The following is a 26,624-nucleotide window of genomic DNA, read 5'->3' on the forward strand; positions in this document are numbered from 1 at the left end:
GGGTGACCGTCCCGGAGACTCGGTGAAACCGGACGGATGCGTCCCCCGACCAAGAGGGACCACTGCGTTCGTTCGCTCAGGGCGACACACCCCACCACCAATCGATGCTACGGGAGCAGCACCGCATGCCGGCCGGAGTTTGCCCGACCCGTGGTTTCGCGAGATGGGATGGGGTCGAGACTTCCTGTCCGTCCCGGCAACGGTTTCGGGCCTGCTCACGCAGTGACCCCGTCGAACAGGCCGTCCATCTCGTCGACCTTCACAGGAATCGGGGCGCCAATGGCCAGGGACCAGCCCCAGCTCATCGAGATGGACCTGACGACTTCCCATGGGGAAGGATCTCTTGGCGACCTTGAAATGTACCCCCTCGGTCGGTAGGTCGGGCCTCACAAGCGCGTCTGGCAAGGTCGCCAGGTCGGCTGGCGTTCCCAGCGCCTGTACGTATCGAAGGGACGTGACATGCATGGCCTGCGCTGGGAGCGGACGCAGGCAGAGCTGCTGTGAAGTGCCGACGCACCAGATTCAGTCGATCGACTCGAAGGGTGGCCAGCCGCTCGACAGCAGGGCCGTCGCCGTTCCCGCGCGGAGTTCCTCTCTCAGCCGGTCCAACTGGCGAGCGGCGGAGGTGGCCCAGTTCTCCACCTTCATCGACTCGGGTAGTGACAGCGCCTCGATCGGCCACTTGATCTCGAAGCACTGGCCCACACGCCCGGCCGGGTCCACGGCTACCACGTCCAGGTCGCCAGCAGATCGGCCGTCGGGTCTCGTCACGGGCACTTGCTCGGCGACGAGAGCACCTGGGGTCGTGCGTAGCCATTCGGTCCATGCGGTTGCACGGTTACCTAGTTCACGTCCGATACTGCCGAACCCCCAGGAGCCGTTGGTAGCGGAACGAAGCATGATCGGGGCCACGGCCCGGGGAGTGATCAGGGGCGGGCAGATGATCACGGCGCCACCGTACGGCACGAGCGGGGAGGTCCTGCACGAACATCCAGAGCAGTAGGTGAGCCTCTCCACTGCCAGGGCCTGATCAGCCTCGGACACGGTTGGGCACAGGTCCGCGAGGACGGCCATCAGCCGTGGAATCGGCATGTGAGCGAGCGTCGACTCCAGTCGTGAGAGCCGGTGCGCTGTCTCCTCACACAGCGAGGCGATCCCCATGATCACCGCCAAAACGCGGGTCATGTCTCCGGCGGTCATCCCCTCGCGGAGAGGGAAGGTGTCCGCTATTTGGCCCTCGGGCACCGCCTTCCGGTAAGCCTCGATGGTCACGGTGGCGCGGTTGACCGCAGCCTCCAACACGTCCCCTGGTGGCCCCTTCGGAGAGCCGGCGCTCCTCGTGGAGATCCACCGGTGTGCCGTCTCGGACAGTTTCGGCAACTGCGTCGGAACCGAGGCTGCTTGGAGGAACGCGTCGGCGACCTCGACGGCGGGGTTCCAGCTGTGACGCACGCGGAAGCCCCCTCCAGTCCAGCTGACCTGGTAGGCGCCAGTTCGGACACCGGTCTCCAAGCGGTCCCAGTGCTGGGCTGCGGCAGCCAGCGCCGTGATCTGGCCAGCAGCGGACTCAGAGCATGGACCCGTGCCGAAGGTGAAGTCGTGATGCCATGCGACGAGTTGGGCGAGGACGCTTTCCCATGGAAGATCGGACTCGACTCCTGAGGCGATCTCCATGGCTCGCAACTTGGTCGCCGTGCGGAGCAGGTCGTAGATCCTTTCCGGCCCGGACTGCCAAGCCGGGTGCGCACCTACACGGGTACGCGCGTCGGAGACGACGTCCAAGAGATCCAGCTCGGGCTTCACGGAGACCCCGAATCGCGCATGACCGACGCTCGGTTGAAATTCACGCACGTTCGGAGAGTGGTGAGGGGAGGGTTCTGGTTCAGTTCCCGCCCCCCACCACCGGTGATTCACAGGGTCGGATCCCAGTATCCGACCCTGGAACCGTCGGGAGATCCGAACAGATGCCAACGGGAGAGGTTCCGGTTCCAGGACTGGCAGGCAGTCTCGGGGAGTTGGAGGCAGCCGTGATCCGCGCCCTCGTTGGTGATCATGCAGTTCGGGTCGTACAGACACGCGTCGTTGTCCACTGCACGGCTGACGACCGCGTCCATATTCTGTTCGAGTACCGTCCGCATGGCACCGAGGCTGAAGTCGCTCCCACCGTTGGGGTAGATGGCGAATGCCAGGTCGTATGGGAAGAGGTACTCGGACAGGCTCGTCTCGCTGTAGCCGCTGTCGACCGCCAGAGCCCGGAGCAGCTGGTGGGACAGGGAGTGAAGCAGGCCGAACAGCTCGTGAACAGGGAGATCAGGGTGCCCGGGCTCCGGCCGGGTCTCGTGAGAGAGGGCCTGACCATCACTGGGACCCAGCTGGTGCACCAACCACTTCGTGACGCCCCCTGAGTCGTCCAGCGTGCTGCGGCTCACGAGCTCGTTGCGGACCAGCCACCTGCTCACCCGCTCCCGGTCCACGGGGAACAGGAGAGCCTCCGCTTCTGTGGGGTGAGCGTAGAGGAGGGTCTTCTCGGGTGCGCCTCGTGCGGCACGTCCCCGATAGGGCACTAGGTCGGCCTCCTCGGGGCTGAACCCCGTCCGGCTGTATCCGATCGCGAGGTAGGTGATCGGAAGATCACTGATCAGGCATGTCTCCTGACCGAGTCCGGCAGCCCTCAGTACACCGGGGTATCGCTCGTACAGGGCGCGGCGCTCGGGGTTGCGGGCTTCCCGCTGCAGGCGGGGGATACCAAGGCGCTCCAGGTTCAGGACCCGACGATAGGTGTGCAGTTCGGCCGCAAGCCCGCGGGCGTCGTCGCTCTCGGTGTCCAGCCCGAGGGCTTTGCTCACGCTGTCCCGCAGGTGGTCCACCTCGACCGGCATGAAGCGTGCCCGGAGTGCGCGCGCCTGATCGTTCAGGCCGACCTCCTCCATCGCACGGATGCTCTCGACGACCTCGTCGGGGACGTCCACCGTGTGCCCGTCCGTGAGCCGCCGGAACTCGTCCTCGGTGATCTCACCGAGCCACCAGCCGAGCACGGCAGTCGTGTACAGGGGGTTGCTCTGCCGAGTGGCCTCTTCTGCCGTGGTCACGTTCACGAGCGTCAACCCCTGCCCGACATGCGCCGTGCCCGCGGTGTGGAGCAGGGGGTGCATGAACTTGTCCGGGTAGCTGCACGAGGAGTTGCTGCAACTCCACTGCACGGACAGTGGAAAGCCGCAGGTCATGCACTCCCACCGGAAGTCACGGAACCGACTCGCGCGGTCGTCCAACCTGAACCGGGTGTGTCCCCTGGGGCACTTGCTTGGCGGGTACATGGGCGACATCTCGCCACACTTGTGCGCGAAGACGAACTGAAGCTGTCGATTCCCGACTGTGTTGCCACAGGTCGGGCAGGCCGGTGGCCAGTCGTCCGTTCCGGGCCGTGGGTCACTGGCCGTCCAGACATGCCCGCACCCGCCGCTCGAGCAGCGCACCACCCGAGGCCAGATGCGGCAGAAGACCTTACCCGGGACCACGACTTCGTAATGGCGATCGGCAAGCCGGTCCTCGTCCCCGGGGAACTCCGGCGCCCGGTCAGCTCCGGCGGAGAGCGCGTGCCCGGCGGCTCGCCACCTGCGCACGAACCGCATCGCCTCCTGTACCAGGTGCTCGCGGTCGAGCGAGGGACCGTCGAACTCCTCGTCACGCCCGAACTGGACCACCTGGGCCGTGTAGCCGCCGCGGTGGTCGAAGGTCTGGCCGGGGCGGTATCGGTAGAGAACCTGGCCCCGGTCCCGAGCCATGTCGTCGTTCCTCGGGTTGAACGCCATCACGACCTCCTGCTGTCGGATACGACGTGGAACGGGATGCCCTCGGAGACGTCGCGGAGGCTCGTCATGGGCCGGTACTCGAGGCCCAGGTAGTCGCCAGTCGCGCGGTATCCCCGGTTGTTCCCGCCGGTGAGGCCGGCGGAGGCACCGGCGGAGCGTAGGCTCGCCAGGGCGTGCTCCACCATGTCCTCGAGGTCAGTGCGGAGTTCCTGCCCCTCCGGGCGGTCCGACTGGAAGACGGAGTGCAGCACCTCCAGCAGCTCGGTGAGCTGGACCCCTTCCAGGCCCCCGCTCGAGGGGGCACAGAGGGCGGCCTGCATCTTCGAGAGGTCGTGCAGGTGGCCAGGGGCGTTACCCGCCCGCCACCAGTCACGGTTCGCGATCTGGAGAAGTTGCCCCATCAGTATCCCCGGCAGGGTCCTGCGAACCGCGAACCTGCTCCAGCGGTTGATGGCCACCGGCTCGACCATACGGTCGAGGTACTCGTGGAACTTGCCGTGATAGCGGTAGTGCGACCGGTCTCTCTCCCTCACGGGGTTGAAGAGCATGAAGACGAGGCCGTGGTAGGCGCGGCCCACCCTCGATGACGCCTGGATGTACTCCGCCATGGAGCGGGGCATGCCGTTGAACAGCATCAGGTTCAACCGGTCCACGTCGACTCCGTGGCTGACCATGCTGGTGGCGACGACCATGCCCGTGTTGCCGTTGGTGCTTCCCAGGTCGTCGAGGACGCCGCGTACCTGGTCCAGGCGCGTCTCGCCCTTGAGTTCGGCCACCCTGAGATCCGGAAAGCCCTCCCTGCGCAGGGCCTCGTTGACCTGGGTGTCCAGCGAGCGACGGATACGGCCGAAGTCGACCAGAGTGGTGGCGTACGTGAGGCTCGTCCGGTAAAGGTCGACGACTGCGCGGAGCTCATCCTCCGGCCAACTCCCGAGGGCAGGGGACAGACCCTCTCGCCGGTCGAGTTTCCACAGTGCCCGGTGGGCGGACGTCAGGATCCTGACCAGCGTCATCTCTGCCGTGCCGCGTGTCGGCATGACTCCGACGAAGCGACGGAGCGGGAGACTCCGGTCGAGGCGCCAGTAGAAGCTCTCGTCGAGGTTGGGCCCCGGCAGTGGCACCACCACTGACCTGAGACCGAAGAGGTGCTCACTCTGGCGATCCTCGCCCCGGATGGTGGCGGTGGTGGCGACCACCTTCATTCGGACACCTCGACCGTCGGCACGCTGTCGGGACGACAGAGTGCGCTGCACCTCGGCCAGCAGGCCCTCGTAGTGGCCGGAAAAAGCTCCGAGCTCTTCGTTGACCATGTGAAGCTCGTCGATGATCTCCAGTGACGGGGAGGGGTCGTAAAGAGGCTCGCCCAGGGGCTGGAGCGGGGTCTTCGGATGACCCGGCGCATGCCGTTCGTGGCACTTACCGCCCCGACCGAAGCCGTGAGGAGGGCACCAGCAGTCCACGTCGCCGAGGAGGGCGCCGAACTTGTCCGACAGCCCTACGTTGGCGAGCTTGTCCAGGGTCCCGACCACGACGGTCGGTAGGTACCGGTAGATCTCGGTGTCGACGACGAGGATCGGCAGAACCTTCCCGCACGCCTCGCTGCCGCAGACGTGCTGGAGCCTGAGTCGCTGTGGGTCGGGTGCCGGGATGCGGACTGACCGTTCACCGCAGTAAGGGCAGTCATGGACAAGGCGGTACGCATGCCGTCCCTCCTCGCTTGAGCGAAGGCGGTCGATCAGGCGGTCCGTGATCAGCGAGTTGGGGGTGTTACCACCACCGGCGTAGAAGCCGATGAAGAAGGGCCAGCCGGGATCGCCACCAACCTCCTTGAGCAGGCCGGCGTTCTTGCCACGGACCGTCTCGGCGGCGGCGATCACATCGAGCTGGCGCTGTGTCTGTTGCAAGGTCAGCAGCCGCAGAGGGAACCGGCACCATGCCGAGACGCCGAGCGCCTTTCCCCGCGCACGGTCGTAGAACATGCACACCAGCACCAAGCCGAGATATGCCTCGGTCTTGCCGCCGCCGGTGGGGTACCAGACGACGGTCGCTGCCTCGGTCGGATCCACGTCGTGTTCGTCGCCCCAGAGGCCAGGTGTGAAGAGGTCCTCGGGATGCTCGCGCCAGGCCAGGGAACTGAGCTGACTGACGATGGCGACCAGCTGGAAGAGCCGCCACCCCCGGCTGGGTCGCTTCCGCCGCTTGTTGAGCTCCACCATGGACTCGTTGGCCAGCTGGAACGCTGTCAGGAGACGCCTGTCTCTCCGAAGCCAAGCGACACCGTCACGGAAGCGGGCGACCTCCAAGGCCGCGGCCCTTCGGTCTGCCTCTTTACGCTGGGCCAGCTCGGGCCTGTCCTGGAGATCCTCGGTGCTCCACACAGGCGCCCCCAGGTACGCCTCCATCTCGTCAGCGAGCTCGTCGAGAACGGGAAGAGGGTCGGTCGAAAGCGTCGCGTAACTCCAGCGCTCATCGGTTCTGGCCACGGCCCGATGGGTGTCGTGCTGAGGGACGGGCACGCTGCGTACGGCCACGAGCCTGCCTTCGTGCCACCGGGGCTCGACACCGCAGTTGTTCGCGTACGCCCCGAGCTCCCCGGAGTAGCGGTAGGCGTCGGCACCGAGGTCCATCACGATGGGCAGGAGATGGTCACCCTGGATCTCCAGCTCTGCGCGGAACAGGGCGTTGTCCCTCGCCTCGTCGCGACGGGTACGGCCGGCGTTGCTGCCCCGTCCCTGGACGGTCACGACGGGGTCGGTGGCGAGGTTCTGCAGAGTGACGGTCACGCGGAGCCGCCCGGACGCGACCAGCCTCGACGTGATGACGACGTGCGCGGCGGGGGATGGCACTACGGGGTCCCCGCCCACTTCCCGGGCGAGCCACTGTTCGAAGGTCCGGTCGTCCGCCATCGCGGCAGGAGGAACGAGCCGCTCTCGGCGGTCGTTCCCGACACGACGGTCGGTCCGAGGGTCTTGGAGTGCCACCCTCACGGCGTCCTGGAAGGCGCGCTGGAACTCAGCTTCCAAGGTCTGACGCAGGCCGGCCTCTTGTCCCAGCACGACGTCCACGGGCCCGACGGTCACAGTCAGTCGCTTGAACAGAGGGGCCAGTCTGTACGGCTCTTCGCGCTCACCAGCCCACTCCAGCTGCTGCGATCGGGTCGGAAGTGCCGCGTAGTAGAACGATGCCCGCGCCTTGACGCTGATGGAGCTGGCATTGCTGGCCTCGAACTCGAACCCGAGACTGTCCGGTGTCGTGCGGCCGTACCGCGGGGCGGCTCCGCCAGGTTCGACGGTGTGGGGGCCGAGGCTCTCCATGAAGTACCGAGCACTGGGAGGCTCGCCCAGGCAGACGTCCCCCTGGGCCTCGCCGGTCGCATCGCTGACCACCGCGTTGACCAGATGGTCCACGAGAGCAGTCTGCTGGGCAATGCTTGGCTCGAACAGGTTGGTCACGCCGCCTCCCCGTCGGATCCGGCGAGCTCCGCCGGGCCTGGAAGGGGGCGTGCCCCCGCACATGAGGGAAGGGGTGAGAGCCGAGGTGGCTCAAAAGAGCGTGCCAGTTGAGGCAGACATGCCGAACTGGCCCGCAGGACGTGGATGTCCACGGGGTCTCCAGGCTCGCGAGTCAGAAGCCGCCATGGCACGACGCCAAAGCCGGACATCTTCTGCTGCTTCGAGCCCCAGCAGCATCGAACGTATCTCGGCGATGTCGCAAGCGATTACGTATAGTTGCTCGAATCTGTCCGGATCGAGTCTGTCGGTGCCTTGATCTGACGTTCACCACCGCGGCTTTGCCGAACGGAGAAGCGAGGTCGGGCGACGACATCCAGCGGGACCTGCTGCGAAGACGCCCGGGCTGTACGCCGCTGGTCCCTCAGGCATGATTGGCGCATGATTCCGGAGGCCGATATAGGCGCCAGTCGCGACTACGAACTGGTCGATGTGCGAGCAGTCCTCACCACCAAGAACGTGGCCGCTGCGTGGTTGATGCTGGCGCTGGGTGCCAACCGGGAGCATGCCGGAAACGACGGTTATGACGACAGTGCGTCTCTGCACTACAGCTGGGACAGCACCGTTCAGAACCATGCTCGTGTGGCGGTGGGGGACGTCATAGCTCTTTGGGACAGGAAGGAGCTCGTCGGCGTTTCGGTGATAGAGGCGATCAACACCGCATCGGCCGAGAAGGTGCTGTACTCCTGTCCTCGGTGTGGCAAGGCTGACATCAAACGGCGTCACCGGGAGAAGCCAGCCTACCGCTGCGGCAAGTGCGGACACCTCTTTGCCGCCCCACGTCAGAAGACCAAGTCGGTGACTACCTACCGGTCTTCGCACGGCAAGAGATGGATGAACGGGCGTGGTCTGCTCTCGGGCTCCGAGCTGCGGGCCCTCTGCGAATCTCCGAAGTCGCAGTTGAGTATGCGCCCTGCGCGATGGGAGCGGCTACGGCAGGCACTTCTGGACGCGACCGGTCAGGCCAGCACCGTGAAGGACATTGCCGCAGCCGCTCGTCTGGCCATAGCAGGAGGCCACAAGGAATCGCTCGTGCGAACGCGCGTCGGACAAGAGGTCTTCCGCGCGCGTCTGTTGCGCGAGCAGGGCGAAGTGTGCGCCTTCACGGGCCCCACGCCGGCGGACGCCCTGGAAGCGGCTCACCTCTACAGCTATGCCGAGAGTGGCGAGCACCACGAGTATGGCGGGCTGCTCCTGCGCCGTGACATCCACAGGCTCTTTGACCTCGGCCATATTGCGGTGGACGTGGCCTCCGGAACCCTCGACGTGATCCCGAGCCTTCACGGCTATCCGTGTTACGCGCAGCTGCACGGCCAACCTGTGGCGGTGCAGCTGCGACCTGAACATCGGGTCTGGCTTGATGCGCATTGGCTCGGTAAGCGCCCGCGCGCGTGACCGCGTCGGTGGTGGGAGGGGCCGCGACGATCTACTCCGCGCTGGCGTACTTCCTTCGGGTCCGGGCCAGCCAGGCCCAGCGGGTGAGGGCGCCGACGAGGAGGGAGACGAGGGTGGCACCCCAGTCGATGACGTGGGGGAGGCCGGGGAAGAAGGCGAAGAACGCGAGCGAGGCGGCGGCGCCAATGGCGAAGGCGATGATGCCGGCGCGGCGGTGCTTCGCTTCCTGGACGGGGTCCTGGGGCGAGGTCTCGGGGGGCGCGTGCGGCTCACTTGGTGATGTGGTGGCACTGGCTGACTCGCCGCACACCGATGATGACGAGGGGCTGTTGCAGGTGCGAGATGGGCATCGTCGGCTTGGCCGCGCTATTCGCCGTCCGCACCCGTCCGCCCTCGCCCGTTCTCGGCGGCCATCTCAGTGAACTGATGGGGAGCGCGGTCCGCCGTGATCTACTCGGCGGCCACCAGTGGCGCCAGCTGTACGGGCACGTCGACGCAGGCAAGGGAACGAGAGGCCGGACCTGACTCGAAGTTCTGCTGCGATCGGGTCCGCGGCTGATGAGATGCTCGTCTCATGAGCGAAGGCGGATCGGACGCTGAGAGGTTCCGCGACCTCTCTGACTGCCCCGGTTGGTTTGGGTGGGGCTACGGCGATGGTCGTGGTGGTTTCGACCCGGCGATTCATGCGGCCTGGCCCGCTTACCCATGCTCGCCGGGTGGGGTGCACGGTCTGTTCGACTTGGCGCAGTTCCCGGAGGGCACCCGTTTCGAGCCCATGGATGACATTGATCGCTGTGTCCTGTTCAGCGCGTACAACCATGACTCGAAGAAGTCGCACCCCCCGGGATCCGTGGTCGCGGGATGCGTTCCAGGTGGCGATCTGGCATGAAGACCTGCTTCGCCTGCGGAAGGAGGGCCTCATCAGCGGCGTTACCCCGATCAGTCATCGCGAGTGGGAGCTCCGCCGGCGCATCGAGATGGGATGGAAGCGGGGAGTCAGGTACTTCACCAAGGACGATCAAGGCAACAGTCGGGAGATCTCGCTTCCAAGCCTGCCCGAGCTACCGGTAGAAGTAGATTTCTGGGATGGCGATTCCTACACGTACCCTGCCTTCGAGGAAGACGGCAACGAGGCTCCTCTGACGATCACCGCCGCGGGTTGGGAAGTCGTCACCCAGCAGCTCTCGGAGCAGGTCGAGCTTCCCGAGTCTCTGCCAGACCTGCGCAAGCTCTTGGGCAACGAGCTCTATGACCACGCGGTCCGCGAAGTCGGCTTCGCGGTGGAGTCAGCGTTGCGAGACGCGGTGGGCAACGATGATGGGTACGGTCAGAGGCTCGTTAGGGAGTTCATCGACCACCTGCATGACGAAGTCATCGCCTACAACACGATGCTGAAGATCTACCGACTCCGGCTGCGGACGTTCTTCAAGTTCATTCGCAACCCGCACGCCCACCGCAAGGTCTCCCTGACACGGCCTCACGCCCTCTCCTTGACTGCACATGCCCTCCACCTGCTAAGCGACACCCAGCAGTTTGGCGGCGAGGGAGACCAGCAGTAAGACGCTCAGGTCTGGCACTCCGCTCCCACATCTGCATTCTGCCGAAGCGGTCAGCTGCGTCATTGACGGAGACTCCGGCTACCTGGGAACCAAGGGGCACGTAACGGACCAGCGCTGCGTGAGCGGACCGGGCCGCACAGGATGGATTTGGTGGCATGCGGAGCGGGGGCTGTGGCTCTTTGACCTGGTGAAATGAGATTCGGCGACATCGTCCGGCATGGGCTGAGATGATCTTGCAGGCCCTCGTAATGCGTAGGTCTCGGGTTCGAATCCCGAAGGCGGCTCGGATTAGTCTCAGGACTCACTCGCCGTGATTTGGGGCTTTTTCATGTTGAGGGCGTGGTGGGTTGCTCGGACGCGAGCCAGGGTGTGTGGGGAAGCTTTCAACCGGCCGTTTCGTGGGTGCGAGTGACTGTTGCGCGGTGGGGTGACACGCGGCGTTGGCTTGCCCGTTGGGCCAACCCGGGCGTCAGCGCCCTTCGCTATCGTTCTACGCGTTTCGTTGGTCCGAAGCGGAGCCGGGCATCGTCGAACCGGAAGCCGGGAACCGGAGGCCAACCGTCAGCCCGGACCGTGGCCCTCCGGGCCGCTGGATGACGGAGGCTTCTGGTCCGCACGCGGGTTCCCGAAGAGACGAGGCGGCGATGCACGTCAAGAGCGCTCGACACGAGACGGCTGGCGGGGCGATCGACGTCCGAGAGGTGGGGGCGGGAAAGGCCCTCCTGTTCGTGCACGGTCTGATGGTCAACGGCCATGTGTGGGACCCGCTGGTATCCGCGTTGCGTGAGCGGTCCCATCTGGTCCTGCCTGACCTGCCTCTGGGGGGTCACCGTATGCCGCTCGGGGCGGACGCGGACAGCTCGTTGGAGGCGCACGCCGCGGGGCAGCGTGCTTCGCGCGCGGCTCGGTCGCCGTCGCGGAGCGTTCGCGCGCTTTCGTCTCGCTCGACGAACCGGACTGGCTCGCCGAGCGGATCGTCGAGTTCGTCGCCGGTGGCGAGGGGTCGCACGACGCCCGGTGAGGGCAGGAGCGCCGTGCACCTGCCCCACCTGAGCCCTGTCCGAGCCCTGCCCGAGCAAGGAAGGGCCGCCCGCGTGGGCAGCCGCGAGGGAAGGGGCCGAAGGGTTTCCCCGGTTCGTCGTCGCGGGGATACAGTCCGGCCAGGGACCGGGGCCCGGGTCAGGGGAGGGTTAGCGTGTTGGAGATCGTGACGGTGAGTGCGCTCACCGCGTTCCTCACCGCGGTGGGGAACGGCGCCGCCGGCGAGTTCGGCCGCCAGTTGCATCTGTCGACCGGCGCGCTCGTACGGCGGACGCTGGGCCGGGAGACGCAGTTGCCCGCCGCCCCGCAGGGTTGGCAGGAGTTGGCCCACCAACTGCATCCGGCCCTGCTGCGCAACGCGGAGCACGCCCACGCCTGGGCCTCCCTCCTGCACACCCAGGGCGGGCCGGTGCCGGTGCTGCGGCCCGGGCCCGGGTTGCCGCCGGCCACCCGGCACTTCACCGACCGCGACGACGTGCTCAAGCGGTTGCGGCGGGAGGCGACGCGTGCCGCGGCGGGGCAGCCGCGCGCCGCGCTGCTGTACGGGCCGCCCGGCATCGGCACCAGTGCGGTGGCGCTGTACTTCGGGGCGGATCAGGGCGCACTCTTCCCCGACGGGCGGTTCTACGTCGACCTGCGGGACGCGTCGGGCGGGAGCGGCGTTGAGCCGGCCGCCGTCGTGGGTCGGCTGTTGCGGACCATGGGCGTCGAGGCCGAGCAACTGCCGCCCACCGAGGCCGGGCGGGTGCAGCTCTACCGGAGCCTCACGGCCGGCTGCCGGGCGTTGGTGCTGGTCGACCACGTGACGACGGCCGCCCAGATCCGGCACCTCGTCCCCGCCACGCCGGAACTCCTCCTCCTGGCCGTCTCCTCCGGCCCGGACCTGGTGGTGGAGGCCGAGCGGATCGCCGTGCCGCCGCTGCGCGAGCGGGACGCGGTGAAGATGTTGCGGAAGGTGGCCGGGCCGGAGGCGGTCGCGCAGGCCAAGCCGCGGTTGCCGGGCGTGCTCGCGAGCTGTGCCGGCAACCCGTTCGCCCTGAAGATCGCGGCCATGCGGCTGCTGACCGAGGGGTCGGGCCCGGCCGGCGGCGCGGGCGGTACGGGCGACGAGGACGCGCCGGCGGGCAGCGATCCGGTGTGGGCCACGGCCCACCACGCGTACCGTCGGCTGCGGCCGGAGACGGCCCGGCTCTGTCGGCTGACCGCGCTCGGCGACTGGCCGGCGATCGACGCCGCGTTGGCCGCGCGGGCCGCGGGTGTCGAGCTGGCGGAGGCCGGCGCGATGCTCGCCGAGGCGGCCGAGGAACAGGTCCTTGACGCGTCGTACGACGGTCGTTTCCGTTTCCGGCCCGGGGTGCGCGGTTACCTGGAGCAGGCCGCGGGGGCGCAGGACGGTCCCGCGCGGTGTTCGGCCGCGGTCGCGCGCACCCTTGACGGCCTGCGGGTTCGCGCCCTGTACGCGGCCCGGGCCGCGCTGCCGCAGAGCTGGCGCACCGATCTCGCGCCCGGTGACGAGAACCCGTACGCCGACGAGGCAGCGGGCCTCGCGGCGCTGCGGGCCGAGGCCGCGAACCTGGTGCGGGCGGTTCGGCTGGCCGACGAGTACCAGCACGTGGAGATGGCGTGCGAGCTGGCCCGCGCGCTGTGGCCGGTGCAACTGAAGCTGGGCTACTGGGACGAGGCGCTGCCCGCGCTGCGGATCGCGGCCCGGCTCGTGGACGCGTACCGGCCGGAGACCCGGATGGCCGGGGCGCTGCACTTCCAACTCGCCCACTGTCTCGGTGCGCTGGAGCGCTGGGAGGAGGCCGACCGCGCGGCCAGTGCCGCCGTGGCCAGCGAGCGCGCCGCCGGGCACCTGTTGGGCGAGGCGTCGTGCGTGGAGATGCGGGGGCTGCTGCGGCTGAACCGGTGGTCGTACGAGGCGGCGTACGAGCACTTCGTGCGGGCCGAGCGCGTCTACCGGCGCATCGGGCCCGGGCAGGAGGGCGCCGGCGACCTGGGGCGCGCCCTCGCGCTGGCCGCGCGGCACCAGGGGCGGGCGTTGCGCGGGATGGGGCGACTGGAGGAGTCGCGGGTCAGGTTGGAGCGGGCGCGGGACTTCTTCGCGGGTGGGAGCGGGGCCGAGCGCGAGCCCTACAACGAGGCCCGTGCCCTGACCGACCTCGCCGAGACGTTGCTCGACGGGGGTGACACGGCCGCCGCGCTGGCGGCGATCGCCGAAGCCGAGCGCCTCCTCACGCCCCAGCGAGCCACCCCGCACCTCCGCTACCTCGACCAGTTGCGCCGCCGCTGTCAGGCGGTGGCGTGACCGGGGGCTTCCCCACCGAGTGGGGCCGTGCCGGGCGGACCCGTACCGGGTGCGCGTCGCCGGCCGTGTGTACCCGGAGCGTGACGCCGCCCGGCGGCAGCGTGCTGCCGGCGGCCAGCCAGGCGTGGAGGGCCGAGGCGTACGCGGCCGGGTCGGCGTCGGCGTCCGGGGTTGCCGTGAGGGTGAGCAGGCCGTGGGTGCGGGTGCGGGCCACGCAGTGGTGGGGGCCGGTCGCGTAGCTGGCGAGGGTGGCGTGTGGGTGGCGAGCCAGTACCTCCGCGGTCCACGCGGCGGGGCCGCCGAGGCGGGGGTCGTCCGGGGGGTCGTCGCGCATGATGACGTCGGCCAGGGCCAGGTCGCTCGGGTCGCGGGTGTCCTCGTGGACGGCGAGGTGGGCGACGAGGTGGGCGGTGAGCTGTGCGGCGCCGGCCGCGTACGGGTGGTCCGTGGAGCGTTCGATCTCGATGTCGGTGCCGCGCACGCGGGTGCGTACGCGCAGTGGCGTGGTGCGGCGGGGTGGGTCGTACGGCGGTAGGGGCAGCGGTTCGAGGAGGGCGGGGGTGGCGGGTTCGGGGAGGTCGAGCAGGGCGTAGAAGTGTCGGCGCAGCAGGGTGGCCGACGCGCCCGGTGCCGAGGTGGTGAACTCGGCTGGGCCCGGGTGTGGTTGGTGCTCGGCCAGGAGGCGTTCCAGCGCGGGGCGCAGGGGGGCGGCGGGGTCGAGCCGGGGTGCCTGGCGTACGAAGTCGGCGAGCGGGGCCTCGGGGTCCAGGCGCCGTTGGTCGTGGGCGGCCAGGAGGACGGGGGTGCCGAGGGCCGCGGCGTAGTAGCTGACCGCTCCGAAGTCGCCGATGACCGCGTCGGCCGCCAGCAGGGCCTGCCGCCAGCCGTGTATGGGGTCGATCAGCGCGAGTCCGCCGCGCCGGGCCCGGTCCAGCCAGACGCGTATCTGCCCGGGGCCGTGGCCGTGCCAGATGTTGGGGTGCAGCACGGCGGCCAGCCGGTAGTCGTTGGCCGGCAGTTCGGCGGCGAGCCGGGGCAGCAGGCCGGGCAGCATGTCCTGGCCGCCGCCGTCGCCGAAGAAACCCTCCGGGTTCCAGGTGGAGTTCAGGACGACGAGCCGCTGGCCACTGCGTACGCCCAGCGCGCGCCGGTAGCGCTCACGGTGTGGGCGGGCGGCCAGCATGCGGTCGAAGGCGGGGTCGCCGGCGATGACCGCCGCCTTCTCGGCCGCGGGGCAGGCTCGGCGCAGCCGTTCCCGCTGCTCCGGGTGGGAGAGCACGAGGCCGTCGACGTACGGCTCGCCGTCGGCCAGCAGCCATTCGGGCGAGAGGCCGAACGTGGGCTCCGTGCCCGTGTGGTCGGCCGTGGCGAGTCTCTTCGTGTAGCCCACGCCGTGTGAGAGCACTGTCAACTTGCCCTTCAATGCGGCGAGTTGCCCGCCGAAGCTGGCGGAGATGGCGAGGTCTACGGGGGTGGTCAGGGCCTGGTGCCAGGGCATGGCGGGGAGGGCGAGGTCGGCGAAGAGGTCGGTGAGGCCGCCCTGGAACGCGGAGGAGCCGGTGGTGGTGACGAGGAGTTGGACGCGGAAGTCGTCGTGGAACAGGGGCAGTACGTCGAGCAGCCGGCCGGCCGAGGTGACGTTGTGGGCCACCAGGAGGACCCGGCGAAGGGGCGAGCGGGTGGTCCAGCGGTCGGCGTCGGCGCCGACCGGGACGCGTAGGGCCGCGGGGTCGGGTGACCGCACGTGTCACCTCCCGTCGGCCTGTCGGCTACCGCGCGTTCTCGCCCGGTGGATCACCCTAACCAGGTGATCGGCGCGGCGACGAGACGGGCCCGCTCGCCCGCCGGGCCGGCCTGCCTCCGGGGCCGCCTGCCTCCGGGGCCGCCCGCCCCCGGGCGCGTGCACGGGGGGCGGGCGGAAGGGGTGAGGTGCGTTCGGGGCTAGGAGGCCGCGGGCTCGACGGGTTCGGCGGCGGTGGGTTCGGCGGCGGGCTCGGCGGGGGCGGTGGGCTTGGGGGTGTCCTGGGCCGTGGCGGTCCAGCGGATGCGGGTGGCGCAGGCGGCGACCAGGACGGCCGAGGCCGCGACCGCGCCCATGCCCCAGGTCATGCTGCTGCCCTGGGCGATGAAGCCGATGACCGGCGGGCCGGCCAGCAGGCCCGTGGTGCCCATGGCGGCGACCAGGGCCAGCGCGTCGGAGCCCTGGCGGGCGGCGGCGACGTACACGCACGGGGTGACCGCGGCGATGCCGAGGCCCATGCAGGCGAAGCCGAGCAGCGCGGGGACGACGCCGCCGGCCAGCAGGGCCAGGGCGAGGCCGGTGCCGGCCAGGACGCTGCCGACGCGGACGACGCGGCCGTCGCCCCAGCGGGCGCGCCAGCCGTCGGCGAAGAGCCGGGCCGCCACCATCATCACCGAGACGACGGCGATGCCCAGCGGGGCGACCTTGGCCGAGGCGCCGGCGACCTCCTCCAGGTACAGGGCCGACCAGTCGTTCATGGCGCCCTCGGTGACGGTGCCGAAGACCATGGCGCCGCCCATCCACAGCGTGGCCGTGGCCGGCAGGCTGAGCCGGCGGCGCGGCTGGTCCGCCTGGTCCGTCGCGGCCTCGTCAGTGGCCTGGTCGGCAGCCTGGTCGGCGGCTGCCGGGTTCTCGGCGGTCTGGAGCCCGGCGGGGTCGCCGGTGGCCTGTTCGGCCGGGGCCTCGTCGGGGAGCAGGTGGGAGCGGGTGGCGACGACGAGCAGGGCGATGATCGCGGCGGCGGCGCCGAAGTGCGCGGCGACGGAGTCGGTCAGCGCGTTCATGCCGGACGCCAGGAGGGCGGCGAAGAGCGAGCCGGCGCTGAAGACGGCGTGCAGCTTGGCCATGGCCGTGCGGTCGTGGCGGGCTTCGAGGGCCGCGCCCTGGGCGTTCATGGCGACGTTCAGGCAGCCGACGGCGAGGCCGTCGAGGCACATCACGGCGAGCGCCAGCGGGTAGTTGGGTGCCGCGGCGAGGCCGAGCAGGACCGCGCCGAGGAACAGGCCCGAGACGACGGCCAGCCGCCGCGAGCCCAGGCGCCGGGTCAACACGGCCACCAGCGGGAAGGAGATCGCGGCGCCGACGCCGGCCGCCATCAGCAGCAGTCCGACCTCGGCCTTGCTCAGGTCCAGGTCGGACTTGAGCGCCGGCAGCCGCGCGGCCCAGGTCGCGTACTGGAAGCCCAGGACGCAGAACAGCGCCGCGATCGCCAGCAGCCGCCGGCGGAAGTCGTCGCGAACACCCAGCATGTGCATCAGCCCACTTCGTCGGTCACGGGTGTCCCGGGGCGCGCGTCGCCGGCGCGTCCGGGGGTCGGGGTGCGCCCGGGCACCGGCGCGGACATGTAGACGGCGTCCGCGCCGTAGCTGTCGGGGAGCGGCACCTCGGGGTGCGGGCGGTACCCGTGCCCCGCCCAGAACGGCGCGCTGCCCGCGACGGCGACCAGGGAGATCTGTTCGTGCCCCGCGCCCCGCGCGGCGGCCGTCAGGTGCCGCAGCAGCCGCCGGGCCAGGCCCGCCCCGCGGTGCTCCGGGGCGACGACCAGGTCGTGCAGGTGGAGGTTGCGGGTGGGGACGGCGGCGGTCGCCGTCTCCGCGTGGGACAGGTCGGGGCTGTGGAAGGGCGGGTAGGGCAGCGCGAGCAGGTAGCCCACGAGGTCGCCGGCGCGGTCCAGGACGGTGCAGGTGGCGGGCGAGGCCCGGGCCCGCGAGCGCAGCGCGGCCTCGCCCTCGGACAGCCCGAGTCCGGCGTAGGTGCGCTCCTCAAGGGCGGCCAGGGCGGGCCAGTCGGCGTCGGCGATGGGGCGGATGCGGACGTCGTTCACCTACGCCACCTCGCCCAGCGCCACCGGGGCCGCCAGCGGTGGGGCCGCCGGGTGCGGGCCGCCGCGGCCGGCGCGGTCGCCGTCGATCCAGGTGTAGGGCAGCGGGCTGAACCCGTTGAAGCCCTGGGTGGTGTAGCTGGTGGCGTACGCGCCGCAGGAGGCGATCCAGACCGGGTCGCCGGAGGCGAGGCCGGCCGGGACGTGGACGGGGGCGCCGGCCGGGTCGTACGCGTCGTCGCTGTCGCAGGTGGGTCCGGCGATGACGGCGGGCACGCGCGGGGCGTCCTCGGGGTGGCCGGGGAAGAGCAGCGGGTACTGCAACCCGTCCATCTCGTACAGGCCGTTGAACTTGCCGCAGCTCAGGTAGAGCCAGTGCGCGCGGTCGCCGCCCCGTTGCTCGCGGGCGGTCAGGCGGGCGACGTGGGCGCGGATGGCACCGTTGTCGGCCACCAGGTGGCGGCCCGGTTCGATGAGGAAGTCCAGCGGTCCGCCGGCGACGGTGCGCAACTGGCGCATGCCCTCGCGGATGGTGGCGAAGATCTTGTCCAGGGGCGGGTCGAGCGGGTTGCCGCCACGGTCGGTGCCGTGCGGCGCGGGCAGCCCGCCGCCGAGGTTGACGTGGTCGAGGTGGATGCCGCGCCGGGCCAGTACGGTCAGCACGCCGGCCACCCGGTCGACGGCGTCCCGCCATGCCTCGGCGGTCATCTGTTGGGAGCCGACGTGGAAGGAGAGGCCGGCAGGGGTGAGGCCGGCGGTCCGGGCGGCCTCCATGACGCGGACGGCGTCCGAGGGCGTGCAGCCGAACTTGCGGCTCAGGCCCCACAGGGCGCCCGCGCCGTCGGTGGCCAGCCGGCAGAAGACCCGGGCGCCGGGCGCGTGCCGGGCGATGGCCCGCACGTCCTCGACGCTGTCGGTGGCGAAGTCGCGCACGCCCAGCCGGTGGGCCTCGGCGATGTGCCGGTCGGACTTGACGGTGTTGCCGAAGTGGATGGCGTCCAGCGGCGCGCCGGCGCGCAGGGCCTGCGCGATCTCGGCGGGGCTGGCCGCGTCGAAGCCGGCGCCCTGCCCGGCGAGGCGGGTGAGCACCTCGTCCACGGGGCACGCCTTCATGGCGAAGCGGACGCGGACGCCGGGCAGTTCGCGCAGCAGGGCCGCGTGGCGGCGGGCCACGCCGGCCAGGTCGTAGATGATCTGGTCCTCGGTCGCCGCCGCGAGGGCGGCGCGCAGGGGTGCGGTGACGTTGACGTACATGTGGATGGCCCCGGGGGTCTACCGGTCGAGCGGGTGGATGCGCGTGGCCTGGCTCGCCCGCACCAGGGGTCGCCACGCGTCGATGAGCCGCGCGAAGTCCTCCATGTCGTGGCGGGCCTCGTCCAGCAACTGCTGGCGGCGCGGCGCGAGGGACTGCGCGAAGGTGGCGTACCGGCCGCCGAGCTCGCGGTAGGAGCGCTCCAGGACGTCGAGCCGTTCCTCGTTCTCGGTCACCGGCAGGCGGGTGCTGTCCCAGACCAGCTCGCTGACGCGCTCCGCGCGCACCTGGTGTGCGTCGTCCAGCAGGGCGGGCCCGGCCTCGGCCATGGCCGCGTAGACGGCGTTGAGGTAGAGCATGGACAGGAAGAACTTGGTGAAGCGCAGTTGGTAGGCCATGAAGCCGGCGTCGGTGCGCCGCTCCGTGGTGTAGAAGTTCACGATGTGCCGGTTGTGCAGGACGCCGGGCAGGGCCGCGTCGTGCACCAGGTGCATCAGGAAGTAGTCGCTGCCGATGGTGTTGGTCGCCGGTGGCAGCGGAACCCGTTCGTGCACCTGCTGGAAGCTGATGTTGCACATGTCCAGGCGCATCGGGTCCACGAGGGTCAGCAGCGCGTGGTCGCCGGTGAAGGGGGCGGTGCCGGCGCCGGTGAAAGACTCGTCGGCCAGCTCCCGCTTCTGCTCCGCGCTCCAGTCGGCGGGCGCCCACAGACCGACGACGTCGCGGTAGACGTCCTCGTCGAGCTGTCGGATCTCGCCGATGTCCACGGACAGTTCGCCCACGAACGACGCGCCGACCAGCACCACGGGCTTGTCCAGGTGCGCCGCGTCGAGGTCGGTCGCGTCTACCCGGGGCGCGGCGTCGCGGGCCACCTCGCCGAGCGAGGTCAGCTCGTGGTGGACGGGGTAGACGGGCTCGCCGGCCAGCTCCTGGTACGAGCTGTCGGAGTCCCGGCGGTGGACGGACGAGCAGCCGAGCGACGCGGCGATGAGGAAGGCCCGGTTGGTGCAGGCGCCGTAGGAGACGTCGGCGGGCAGCATGAGGTCGAGCATCAGCTCGGGCTTGGGCAGCCCGGCGCAAGCGATCACCGCGCGCAGGAAGGCCCGTTGGGCGTCCTCATCGAGGTGGTGCGTGACGACCCCGGGCGTGGGGCGTACGGCGGCCAGCGCGGCGGCGTGCTCCGCGCGGGCGCCCGGCGCGGCGGAGTCCAGGACGAGGACGTGCACCTCGACGGGGAAGTGCCGGGCCGCGTAGGCGGCCTCGGCGCAGATGGCCGTGACCATGGGCGCGGAGGGCCGGTTGGTCGGGAGGGTCAGGCAGATGGCGCGCATTCCGTCTCTCCGGTTCACCGCTCGGTCGCTATGCCGTGCCAGGACGTGCGGCCGAGCAGCCGTTCGCCGAGGTCGGTGAGGTCGGCCGTCGGGTAGCGCAGCGACTCGTGCCGGGTGGCGTCGCCGACCAGGGTCTTGTTCCAGGTGGGTGTGGACAGGTGGCGCCAGGAGTCGACGCGCGAGGTGCGCAACTCGTGGTGCTCCTCCAGGGCGGGCATCATCGACAGGTACTGCACCGACCGCACGCCCCGCTCGGAGGTGTTGGGCGCGACGCCGTGCGCCAGCATCCCGTTCCAGATCAGCAGGTCGCCGGCGCCCAACTCGGGGCGTACGACGGGGAATTCGGCCCGGTCGACGCCCGGGCGGACCGGGTCGCGGTCGGCGGGCTGGTCGAGCTTCCAGCGGTCGAAGCGGCGGAAGAGTTCGGGCGAGCACTGGAAGCCGCCGAGTTCGGGCTGGGTGTCGTGGAGCGCGATGATGCCCTGTACGCGCTGCGGCAGCACGCTGCGGGTGGAGTCGACGTCCCAGTGCAACTCGATGTCGAAGCCCTCGTCGGTGGGCTCGATCAGGGAGCGGGAGCGGTTGCCGCGGTTGGGTGGGTTGAGGTTGAGCCGGTCGAGCGTCACCCACAGCTCCTCGCAGTCCCACACGTCCACGAACGCGTCGTAGACCCGCTGGCTCTGCCGGCTGTCCCAGATGAGCTGGTGGTGGTACGCCTCGACGAAGCCGTAGATGTACAGGTCGCGTTCGAGGTCCGTACGGAAGGTGCGCTCGGTGTACCAGGTGTCGGGGCGGCCGGGGTCGAGCCCCTGGAACTCCCAGGCGAAGTCGAGCAGCTTCCGCGCGGCGGCGGCCGGGATGGCCTCCTTGACCACGACGTAGCCGTACGTCTGCCAGAAGGCGAGGTCCTCCTTGGACAGCACGCGCAGCGGCAACGACTTGTCGATGTCCTTGAGCGGGGTCTGCGCGAGGTAGGTGTCGCCGTCCGCGCTGAAGTAGGGCCGGTCCGATGCGGCGCGGTACAGGTATCCGTCGGGCGTGGGCATGCGAGGTCTCCTGGGCGTGCTGGTGCTGGGAGGGTCTGCCGCACCCTCGGGGTTCGGGCCCGGCGGCGCCGCGGGGTGGGCGGGAACGTCGTTGTTCGCCGCCCTCGCGCCGGCGTCGGCGCGTCGCCCGCCGTGGTGTGGTGCGGTCGGCGGGCCCGGTCCTCCCGGGTGTGTGTCCCCGTTCCGTCGCGCCCGGTGGGCGTGGGGGCGGGGAGGGTGGTTGCGGGGGGCGCGGGCGGGCGTTTCCACGACGGAGCGCGGTGCGGGACCGTCCTCGGCGGCTGCCGTGTCGCGCGCGGGTTCATCGGGGGCGGTGGCGGGACGAGAAGAAGGAGAGCCATCGCCCGCGGCTCGTGGCGGCGGAGTGCGGCGGGTGGGTCATGGCCGCCATCCGGCGTCGCGGGGGCCGCGGTGAACTCGCGGGAAGGGGGGACTCGGCAGTGGTCAGGGCGCCGGGTGCGGGCCGCGCACACCGGTCGTGGAGGTGGTGGTTCGCCGTGGCGCCAGAGCCGGGTCTCCTTACCTCGTCGTCCTCGGTGTCCGGCCCGGGTCGTGGCGTGACCCGTGGCGGACGTGGTGGTTCCGGTCGGCCGGCGCTGGGAGGCGGCGTGGAGCCAGGTCGGCTCGCCCACCGTGCCGAACGCGCTTTCCCCCAAGATGGACTAGACCAACTTTGGGTGTCAACCCCCATCTCACGCGCCCCACCTGACGGCCCGACAGGTCGTTCGTCACGGCCGTCTCAACCGTCACCCGACCGGTCACGCGGCACACCGAACCGGTCGCGTCGCGGGCGCGACGGGGCGACGTGCGGGCGGGGCGCGGGGGCGCACGGGCGGCACGAGGCGACACGCGGGCGGCGCGCGCGGGCGCGGGAGCGTGAGGGCGCGCGGGGGCGGATGCGTGAGGAAGCGGTCCCGGCCGGGCGTCGGCGGGGCGTGCCGGGCTGGGGGTTGTACGGGGCGTACGGGGCGTACGGGGCGTACGGGGCGTCGCGCGCGCGGCCGGGGCGCGGCGGGAGTGTGTGGGGCTGCGGGGCGACCCTCGGGGAGGTCGCCCCGCGCGGCTCAGGCGGCGCCGGTGAGGACCTCGGCCACCGCGATCCCGGAGACCCGGGTGGCGCCGAAGGTGGTCAGGTGCACGGCGCCGAGCGGGGCGTCGACGGGCACGCCCATCTCCACCACCAGGGCGTCCGGGCGCCGGCTGACCAGGCCGGCCAGGGCCTGCGACATCCAGCGGTGGCGGGCGGCGTCGCGGACGACGATGACCAGCTCGCGGCCGTTGGCCGGGGCGAGCACGGTGCGGTCGAGGAGGTCGCCGGCGTCCGTCAGTTCGGCCTCGGTCAGCCGCACCGACGTGGTCTCGGGGCGCAGGGCGCGCAGCGGGTCGGCCACGCCCCAGGGGGTGCGGCCGTCTATCGCCAGGTTCATGGTCGGCGACAGCTCGACCACGTGCGGGGCGCCGGCCAGCGGGAGTTCGGCGCCGGTGCCGGGGCGGCGGCTCACGCGCACCGCGCGCCGGGCGGCGACCAGGCCGATGTCGGACTCGTCGGTCGCGGTGTCGGCCTGCCGGGCGAGGTCGGCCGACCAGGCGGCGAACTTCTGCACCCGGTCGGCGGCGTCGGCCAGCCGCTCCTCGGACAGCGTGCCGTCCACGACGGCGTCCACCAGCGCCTGGGCGAGGTCGACGGTGGTGGACTCCTCGGCGCTCTCGCCACCCACGCACACGGCGTCCGCGCCGGCGGCGACCGCCTTGACGGTGGCGCCCGCGATCCCGTACTTGCCGGAGACCGCGCCCATCTCGATGCCGTCGGTCACCACCAGGCCGGTGAAGCCGAGTTGGTCGCGCAGTACGCCGTTGATGATGGTCGGGCTCAGCGTCGCGGGCAGGTCGGGGTCGTAGGCCGGGATGAGCATGTGCGCGGTCATCATGGTGCACACGCCGGCCTCCATGGCCGCGGTGAACGGCGGCAGCGCGACGCGCGTGATGGTCTCCGCGTCGGCGGTGAAGATCGGCAGGCCGTGGTGCGAGTCGACGTTGGTGTCGCCGTGGCCGGGGAAGTGCTTGGCGCAGGCGGCGACGCCCGCGCTCTGCAGGCCGCGCACCCAGGCGGCGGTGTGCCGGGCGACGAGGTCGGTCTCGGCGCCGAAGGAGCGCACGCCGATGACGGGGTTCATCGGGTTGGAGTTGACGTCGGCGCTCGGCGCGTAGTCGAGGGAGACGCCGATGGCGCGCAGCGCGCGGCCGATGTCGCGGGCCACCTGCTCGGTGAGGTCGGGGTCGTCGATGGCGCCGAGCGCGAGGTTGCCGGGCCAGGAGGCGCCGGTGCGTACGTCGAGCCGGGTGACGTCGCCGGCCTCCTCGTCGATGGCGACGATGAGTTCGGGGTTCTCCTCGCGCAGCGACGCGGTCAGCGCGGCGACCTGCTCGGGGGTCTCGATGTTGCGCCCGAACAGCACGACGGAGCCGAGCCCGTCGGCGATGCGGCGGCGCACCCAGTCAGGAGCGGTGGTGCCGACGAAGCCCGGTTGAAGGACGGAGTTGGCCAACCTGATGAGTTCCGGGTGGCTGCCACGTGCCATGAGGGGACCTCCGAGGTGCGGGTGTGGGCCGACGGATCGGACGGCCGGGCGACTTGGAGCAGACCAGCCGGATATTGGCCTGTACCAATCCGGGATGTCAAGGAACGGGTGTGCCGGGGTTTGCCGGGAAATGGGAGGTCAGCGTGGGGGTTGACGCCCCGAGGTGCCTGCGGGGCGCGGTGGGCCATCCACCGAGCGTGCCCCGGGGTGCCGCCGGCGCGCTGGTGGCTGGCAGGAGGCGCCCACGGGGCGGGTTACGAGGGGGCCCCACCAGCGTGACGTACGCACCCCGTGGGCGGCCACCTGGCGGTCCACGTTCGCGCGGACGCGCGACGGCGCGGCCCCGCGTCGCGGCGGCCCCAACCCCCGTCCCCCGACGGGGTCCGCGCGCGCACGCGGGGCCGCCGCGCGGGGCAGCGGCGCCGGCCGCGCGGGGCAGCGGGGAGCGCGCGGATGGGCGCGCGGGGCGGCGCGGCGTTCAGCGGTGCGCGCGGGGCGGCGCGGTACCCAGGGGGGCACGCGGGCGGGCGCGGGCGGGTGGTGTGAGGGGCGCGCGGGCAGGCGGACGGGCGTCTGACGACGCGTCAGAGTTGGCTGCACGGGACACTCGGGCCCGGGCTCGGGGCGGCGGGGGTCCACCGACTGGTGGACCCCAGGTTCAACCGGTCGCCGCTGTCGCCGCCGGCACCCCGCCGACCAGCATGAACGCCATGAAGAATCTTCCAGTTCGGATGGCTCGATGGAGCGCCGGGCACCCCTGGCGCGCGATGGTCGGCTGGTTCGTGTTCGTCGTGCTGTGCCTGGGGACGGGCATCGCCGTCGGCGGCAACCCGGCCACCGCCGCGGACTACCGCATCGGCGAGGCGGGCCGGGCCGAGGCGATGGCCGAGGACGGCGGGCTGCACCAGCGGCCCGTGGAACGCGTACTGATCACCGCGGCCCCCGGCACCGGTCGGCTCGACCGGGCCGCGGCCGACACCGCGGCCCGCGAGGTCGCCGAGCGGATGCGCGAGTTGCCCGAGGTGCGCGCGGTGGCCGCCCCGGTGCGCTCGGCGGACGGCTCGGCGGTGCGCGTGGACGTGACGATGTTCGGCGACGAACGGGAGGGCAAGGAGCACGTCGACCCGCTCCTCGCGCAGACCGCCGCCGTACAGAAGGCCCACCCCGGGCTGCGCGTCGAGGAGACCGGCTCGCCCTCGATCGGCAAGGGCACGGACCAGCAGCGCGGCGACGACCTGGCCCGTACCGAGATCATCGCGCTGCCGGTCACCCTGATCACGCTGCTGTTGGTGTTCAGCTCGGTCGCGATGGCGCTGGTGCCGGTGCTGCTCGCGCTGACCTCCATCGCCGCGTCCATCGGTCTGTCGATGCTGGCCTCGCACGCCTTCCCGGACGCCGGCATCGGCACCAACGTCATCCTGCTGATCGGACTGGCCGTCGGCGTGGACTACACGCTCTTCTACCTCAAGCGCGAGCGCGAGGAACGGGCGCGCGCCGGTGGCGGGCTCTCGCCGGCGACCGTGGTGGAGCTGGCCGCCGCGACCTCCGGGCGGGCCGTCGTCTTCTCGGGCCTGGCCGTCGCCGTCTCGTCCGCGACGCTCTTCCTGGTGGACGACGTCATCTTCTCCTCGATCGCGGTCGGCGCCATCGTCGTCACCCTGGTCGCCGTCCTCAGCTCGCTGACCGTGCTGCCGGCCCTGCTCGCGGTGCTCGGTGCGCGCGCCGAGCGGCGGGCCGAGCGCAGGGCGGCCCGCGCGGCGGCGGGCGGCAGGCCCGTACGCCAGCGCGCCCCGCGCCGGAGCGGGCCCGGTCGGGCCACCGCGGCCGTGCTGCGCGGCGTCAGCAGGCGGCCCGCCGTGGCGCTGGCCGCCTCCGTCCTCGGGATGCTCGCCGTCGCCGCCCCGGCGCTCGGCCTGAACCTGACCGACATGGGCCGCGAGACGCACTCCCGGGCGATCGGCGCCATGCGGGTCTACGACCGGCAGAACGCCGCCTTCCCCGAACTCAAGGCCATGCACCAGATCGTGGTCCGCGCCGACGCGGAGCGCTCGGCCGAGGTCACCGCGGCCCTGCGCGAGCTGGCCCGTGACGTCAAGGGCGACCCGCGCCTGTCCGGCGACGGCACGCTGAGCACCTCGCGGGACAAGCGGATCAGCATGCTCCAGCTCCAGGTGCCGCACCACGTGAGCACCGACGCCGCCCAGGAGTCGCTCCGGTCGATCCGCGCCGAGCACGTGCCCGCCACGATCGGCAAGGTCGCCGGCGTCGAGACCGCGGTCACCGGCGACGTGGCCCGCTACGCCGACTACCCCGAGCACCAGAAGGACAAGCTGCCGCTGGTCGTCGCGGCGCTGCTGGTCGTGACGTTCGCGATGACGGTGTGGGCGTTCCGCTCCGTGGTGCTCGGCCTGGTGGGCGTGGTGCTGAACCTGCTGTCGGCCGGCGCATCGCTGGGCGTGCTCGTGCTGACCTTCCAACCCTCCTGGGCCGAGGGCCTGCTCGACTTCGACTCCACAGGGTCCATCGGCTCCCGGGTACCGCTGTTCCTGTTCGTGATCCTCTTCGGCCTGTCCATGGACTACCAGGTCTTCGTCGTCAGCCGGATCAGGGAGGCCGCGCTGACCGGCGTGCCGACCCGGCAGGCCGTCCTCGACGGCATCGGCCGCTCGGCGGGCGTGGTCACCAGCGCGGCCGTGGTGATGGTCACCGTCTTCGCCAGCTTCGTCGGGCTGCACCTGATTGAGATGAAGCAGATCGGCTACGTGCTCGCGGTCGCCGTCCTGCTCGACGCGTTCGTCATCCGGATGCTGGTCCTGCCCGCCCTGATGCTGCTGCTCGGCCAGGCCAACTGGTGGCCCTCGCGCGGCATGCGCCGGGCCCAGCACCAGGCCACCCCGGCGGGCGGCGCCCGGCCGGAGCCCGAGCCGGCCGCGCTCAAAACCGTAGGCTGAAC

15 protein-coding genes are annotated in these 26,624 nt (G+C 71.2%); 4 read left to right on the top strand and 11 right to left on the bottom strand.

Annotated features, from left to right (window positions below):
• Window positions 1-522: 522 nt before the first annotated feature.
• From H7H31_RS18060 to H7H31_RS18070, 3 genes are all read right to left on the bottom strand, one after another.
• A complete protein-coding gene (locus tag H7H31_RS18060; RefSeq protein ID WP_187064326.1) occupies window positions 523-1,803 on the bottom strand; it encodes a hypothetical protein in 1,281 nt (426 codons plus the stop codon).
• A gap of 107 nt (window positions 1,804-1,910) precedes the next feature.
• Window positions 1,911-3,809 carry a hypothetical protein gene (locus H7H31_RS18065; protein ID WP_187064327.1) on the bottom strand — a complete coding sequence of 633 codons (1,899 nt, stop codon included), beginning with the start codon at window positions 3,807-3,809 and terminating at the stop codon, window positions 1,911-1,913.
• Window positions 3,809-7,261, bottom strand: coding sequence for a helicase-related protein (locus tag H7H31_RS18070; RefSeq protein ID WP_187064328.1), 3,453 nt, complete (start codon window positions 7,259-7,261; stop codon window positions 3,809-3,811). Before H7H31_RS18070 ends, H7H31_RS18065 begins: the two co-directional genes overlap by 1 nt.
• Before the next feature lie 438 nt (window positions 7,262-7,699).
• On the opposite strand from H7H31_RS18070, the gene H7H31_RS18075 reads away from it, so the two are divergent.
• Window positions 7,700-8,713, top strand: a complete 1,014-nt coding sequence (locus H7H31_RS18075) for an HNH endonuclease (RefSeq protein ID WP_232109934.1) — start codon at window positions 7,700-7,702, stop codon at window positions 8,711-8,713.
• A 31-nt stretch (window positions 8,714-8,744) separates the two neighbouring features.
• Here H7H31_RS18075 and H7H31_RS18080 read toward each other — a convergent pair whose 3' ends face one another.
• On the bottom strand, window positions 8,745-9,023 hold the full coding sequence (locus tag H7H31_RS18080) for a hypothetical protein (protein ID WP_187064333.1): 279 nt from the start codon (window positions 9,021-9,023) through the stop codon (window positions 8,745-8,747).
• A 562-nt stretch (window positions 9,024-9,585) separates the two neighbouring features.
• On the opposite strand from H7H31_RS18080, the gene H7H31_RS18085 reads away from it, so the two are divergent.
• Window positions 9,586-10,272: a hypothetical protein gene (locus H7H31_RS18085; protein ID WP_187064329.1), complete on the top strand. Its 687-nt coding sequence runs from the start codon at window positions 9,586-9,588 to the stop codon at window positions 10,270-10,272.
• A 1,195-nt stretch (window positions 10,273-11,467) separates the two neighbouring features.
• A complete protein-coding gene (locus H7H31_RS18090) occupies window positions 11,468-13,621 on the top strand; it encodes an ATP-binding protein (protein ID WP_187064330.1) in 2,154 nt (717 codons plus the stop codon).
• Here the strand turns inward: H7H31_RS18090 and H7H31_RS18095 are convergent.
• The 7 genes from H7H31_RS18095 to H7H31_RS18125 form a co-directional block, all read right to left on the bottom strand.
• Window positions 13,548-15,365 (bottom strand): CDP-glycerol glycerophosphotransferase family protein, encoded by a 1,818-nt coding sequence (locus H7H31_RS18095; RefSeq protein WP_187117966.1) that lies wholly within the window; start codon window positions 15,363-15,365, stop codon window positions 13,548-13,550. The two genes, H7H31_RS18090 and H7H31_RS18095, sit on opposite strands and share 74 nt — an antisense overlap.
• Window positions 15,366-15,562: 197 nt before the next feature.
• Window positions 15,563-16,891 (bottom strand): MFS transporter, encoded by a 1,329-nt coding sequence (locus H7H31_RS18100; protein WP_187117967.1) that lies wholly within the window; start codon window positions 16,889-16,891, stop codon window positions 15,563-15,565.
• A gap of 5 nt (window positions 16,892-16,896) precedes the next feature.
• On the bottom strand, window positions 16,897-17,466 hold the full coding sequence (locus tag H7H31_RS18105; RefSeq protein WP_187060446.1) for a GNAT family N-acetyltransferase: 570 nt from the start codon (window positions 17,464-17,466) through the stop codon (window positions 16,897-16,899).
• Window positions 17,467-18,717, bottom strand: coding sequence for a type III PLP-dependent enzyme (locus tag H7H31_RS18110; RefSeq protein WP_187060447.1), 1,251 nt, complete (start codon window positions 18,715-18,717; stop codon window positions 17,467-17,469).
• Window positions 18,718-18,735: 18 nt separating this feature from the next.
• Complete coding sequence (locus tag H7H31_RS18115) at window positions 18,736-20,046, bottom strand: DUF6271 family protein (protein WP_187060449.1); 1,311 nt, start codon at window positions 20,044-20,046, stop codon at window positions 18,736-18,738.
• 14 nt (window positions 20,047-20,060) lie between these two features.
• A complete protein-coding gene (locus H7H31_RS18120; RefSeq protein ID WP_187060448.1) occupies window positions 20,061-21,092 on the bottom strand; it encodes a phytanoyl-CoA dioxygenase family protein in 1,032 nt (343 codons plus the stop codon).
• Window positions 21,093-22,156: 1,064 nt separating this feature from the next.
• Window positions 22,157-23,671, bottom strand: coding sequence for a glycoside hydrolase family 3 protein (locus tag H7H31_RS18125; RefSeq protein ID WP_187061067.1), 1,515 nt, complete (start codon window positions 23,669-23,671; stop codon window positions 22,157-22,159).
• Window positions 23,672-24,381: 710 nt separating this feature from the next.
• On the opposite strand from H7H31_RS18125, the gene H7H31_RS18130 reads away from it, so the two are divergent.
• Window positions 24,382-26,622, top strand: a complete 2,241-nt coding sequence (locus H7H31_RS18130) for an MMPL family transporter (RefSeq protein ID WP_187061068.1) — start codon at window positions 24,382-24,384, stop codon at window positions 26,620-26,622.
• Window positions 26,623-26,624: the final 2 nt, after the last annotated feature.

Source organism: Streptomyces buecherae (assembly GCF_014295035.1).
GTDB classification, from domain to species: domain Bacteria; phylum Actinomycetota; class Actinomycetes; order Streptomycetales; family Streptomycetaceae; genus Streptomyces; species Streptomyces youssoufiensis.

Coding starts and splice junctions, on each gene's coding strand:
- H7H31_RS18065 (WP_187064327.1), bottom strand. CDS start 3,809: ATGGCGTTCAACCCGAGGAACGACGACATGGCTCGGGACCGGGGCCAG.
- H7H31_RS18075 (WP_232109934.1), top strand. CDS start 7,700: ATGATTCCGGAGGCCGATATAGGCGCCAGTCGCGACTACGAACTGGTC.
- H7H31_RS18100 (WP_187117967.1), bottom strand. CDS start 16,891: ATGCTGGGTGTTCGCGACGACTTCCGCCGGCGGCTGCTGGCGATCGCG.
- H7H31_RS18110 (WP_187060447.1), bottom strand. CDS start 18,717: ATGTACGTCAACGTCACCGCACCCCTGCGCGCCGCCCTCGCGGCGGCG.
- H7H31_RS18115 (WP_187060449.1), bottom strand. CDS start 20,046: ATGCGCGCCATCTGCCTGACCCTCCCGACCAACCGGCCCTCCGCGCCC.
- H7H31_RS18120 (WP_187060448.1), bottom strand. CDS start 21,092: ATGCCCACGCCCGACGGATACCTGTACCGCGCCGCATCGGACCGGCCC.
- H7H31_RS18125 (WP_187061067.1), bottom strand. CDS start 23,671: ATGGCACGTGGCAGCCACCCGGAACTCATCAGGTTGGCCAACTCCGTC.
- H7H31_RS18130 (WP_187061068.1), top strand. CDS start 24,382: ATGAAGAATCTTCCAGTTCGGATGGCTCGATGGAGCGCCGGGCACCCC.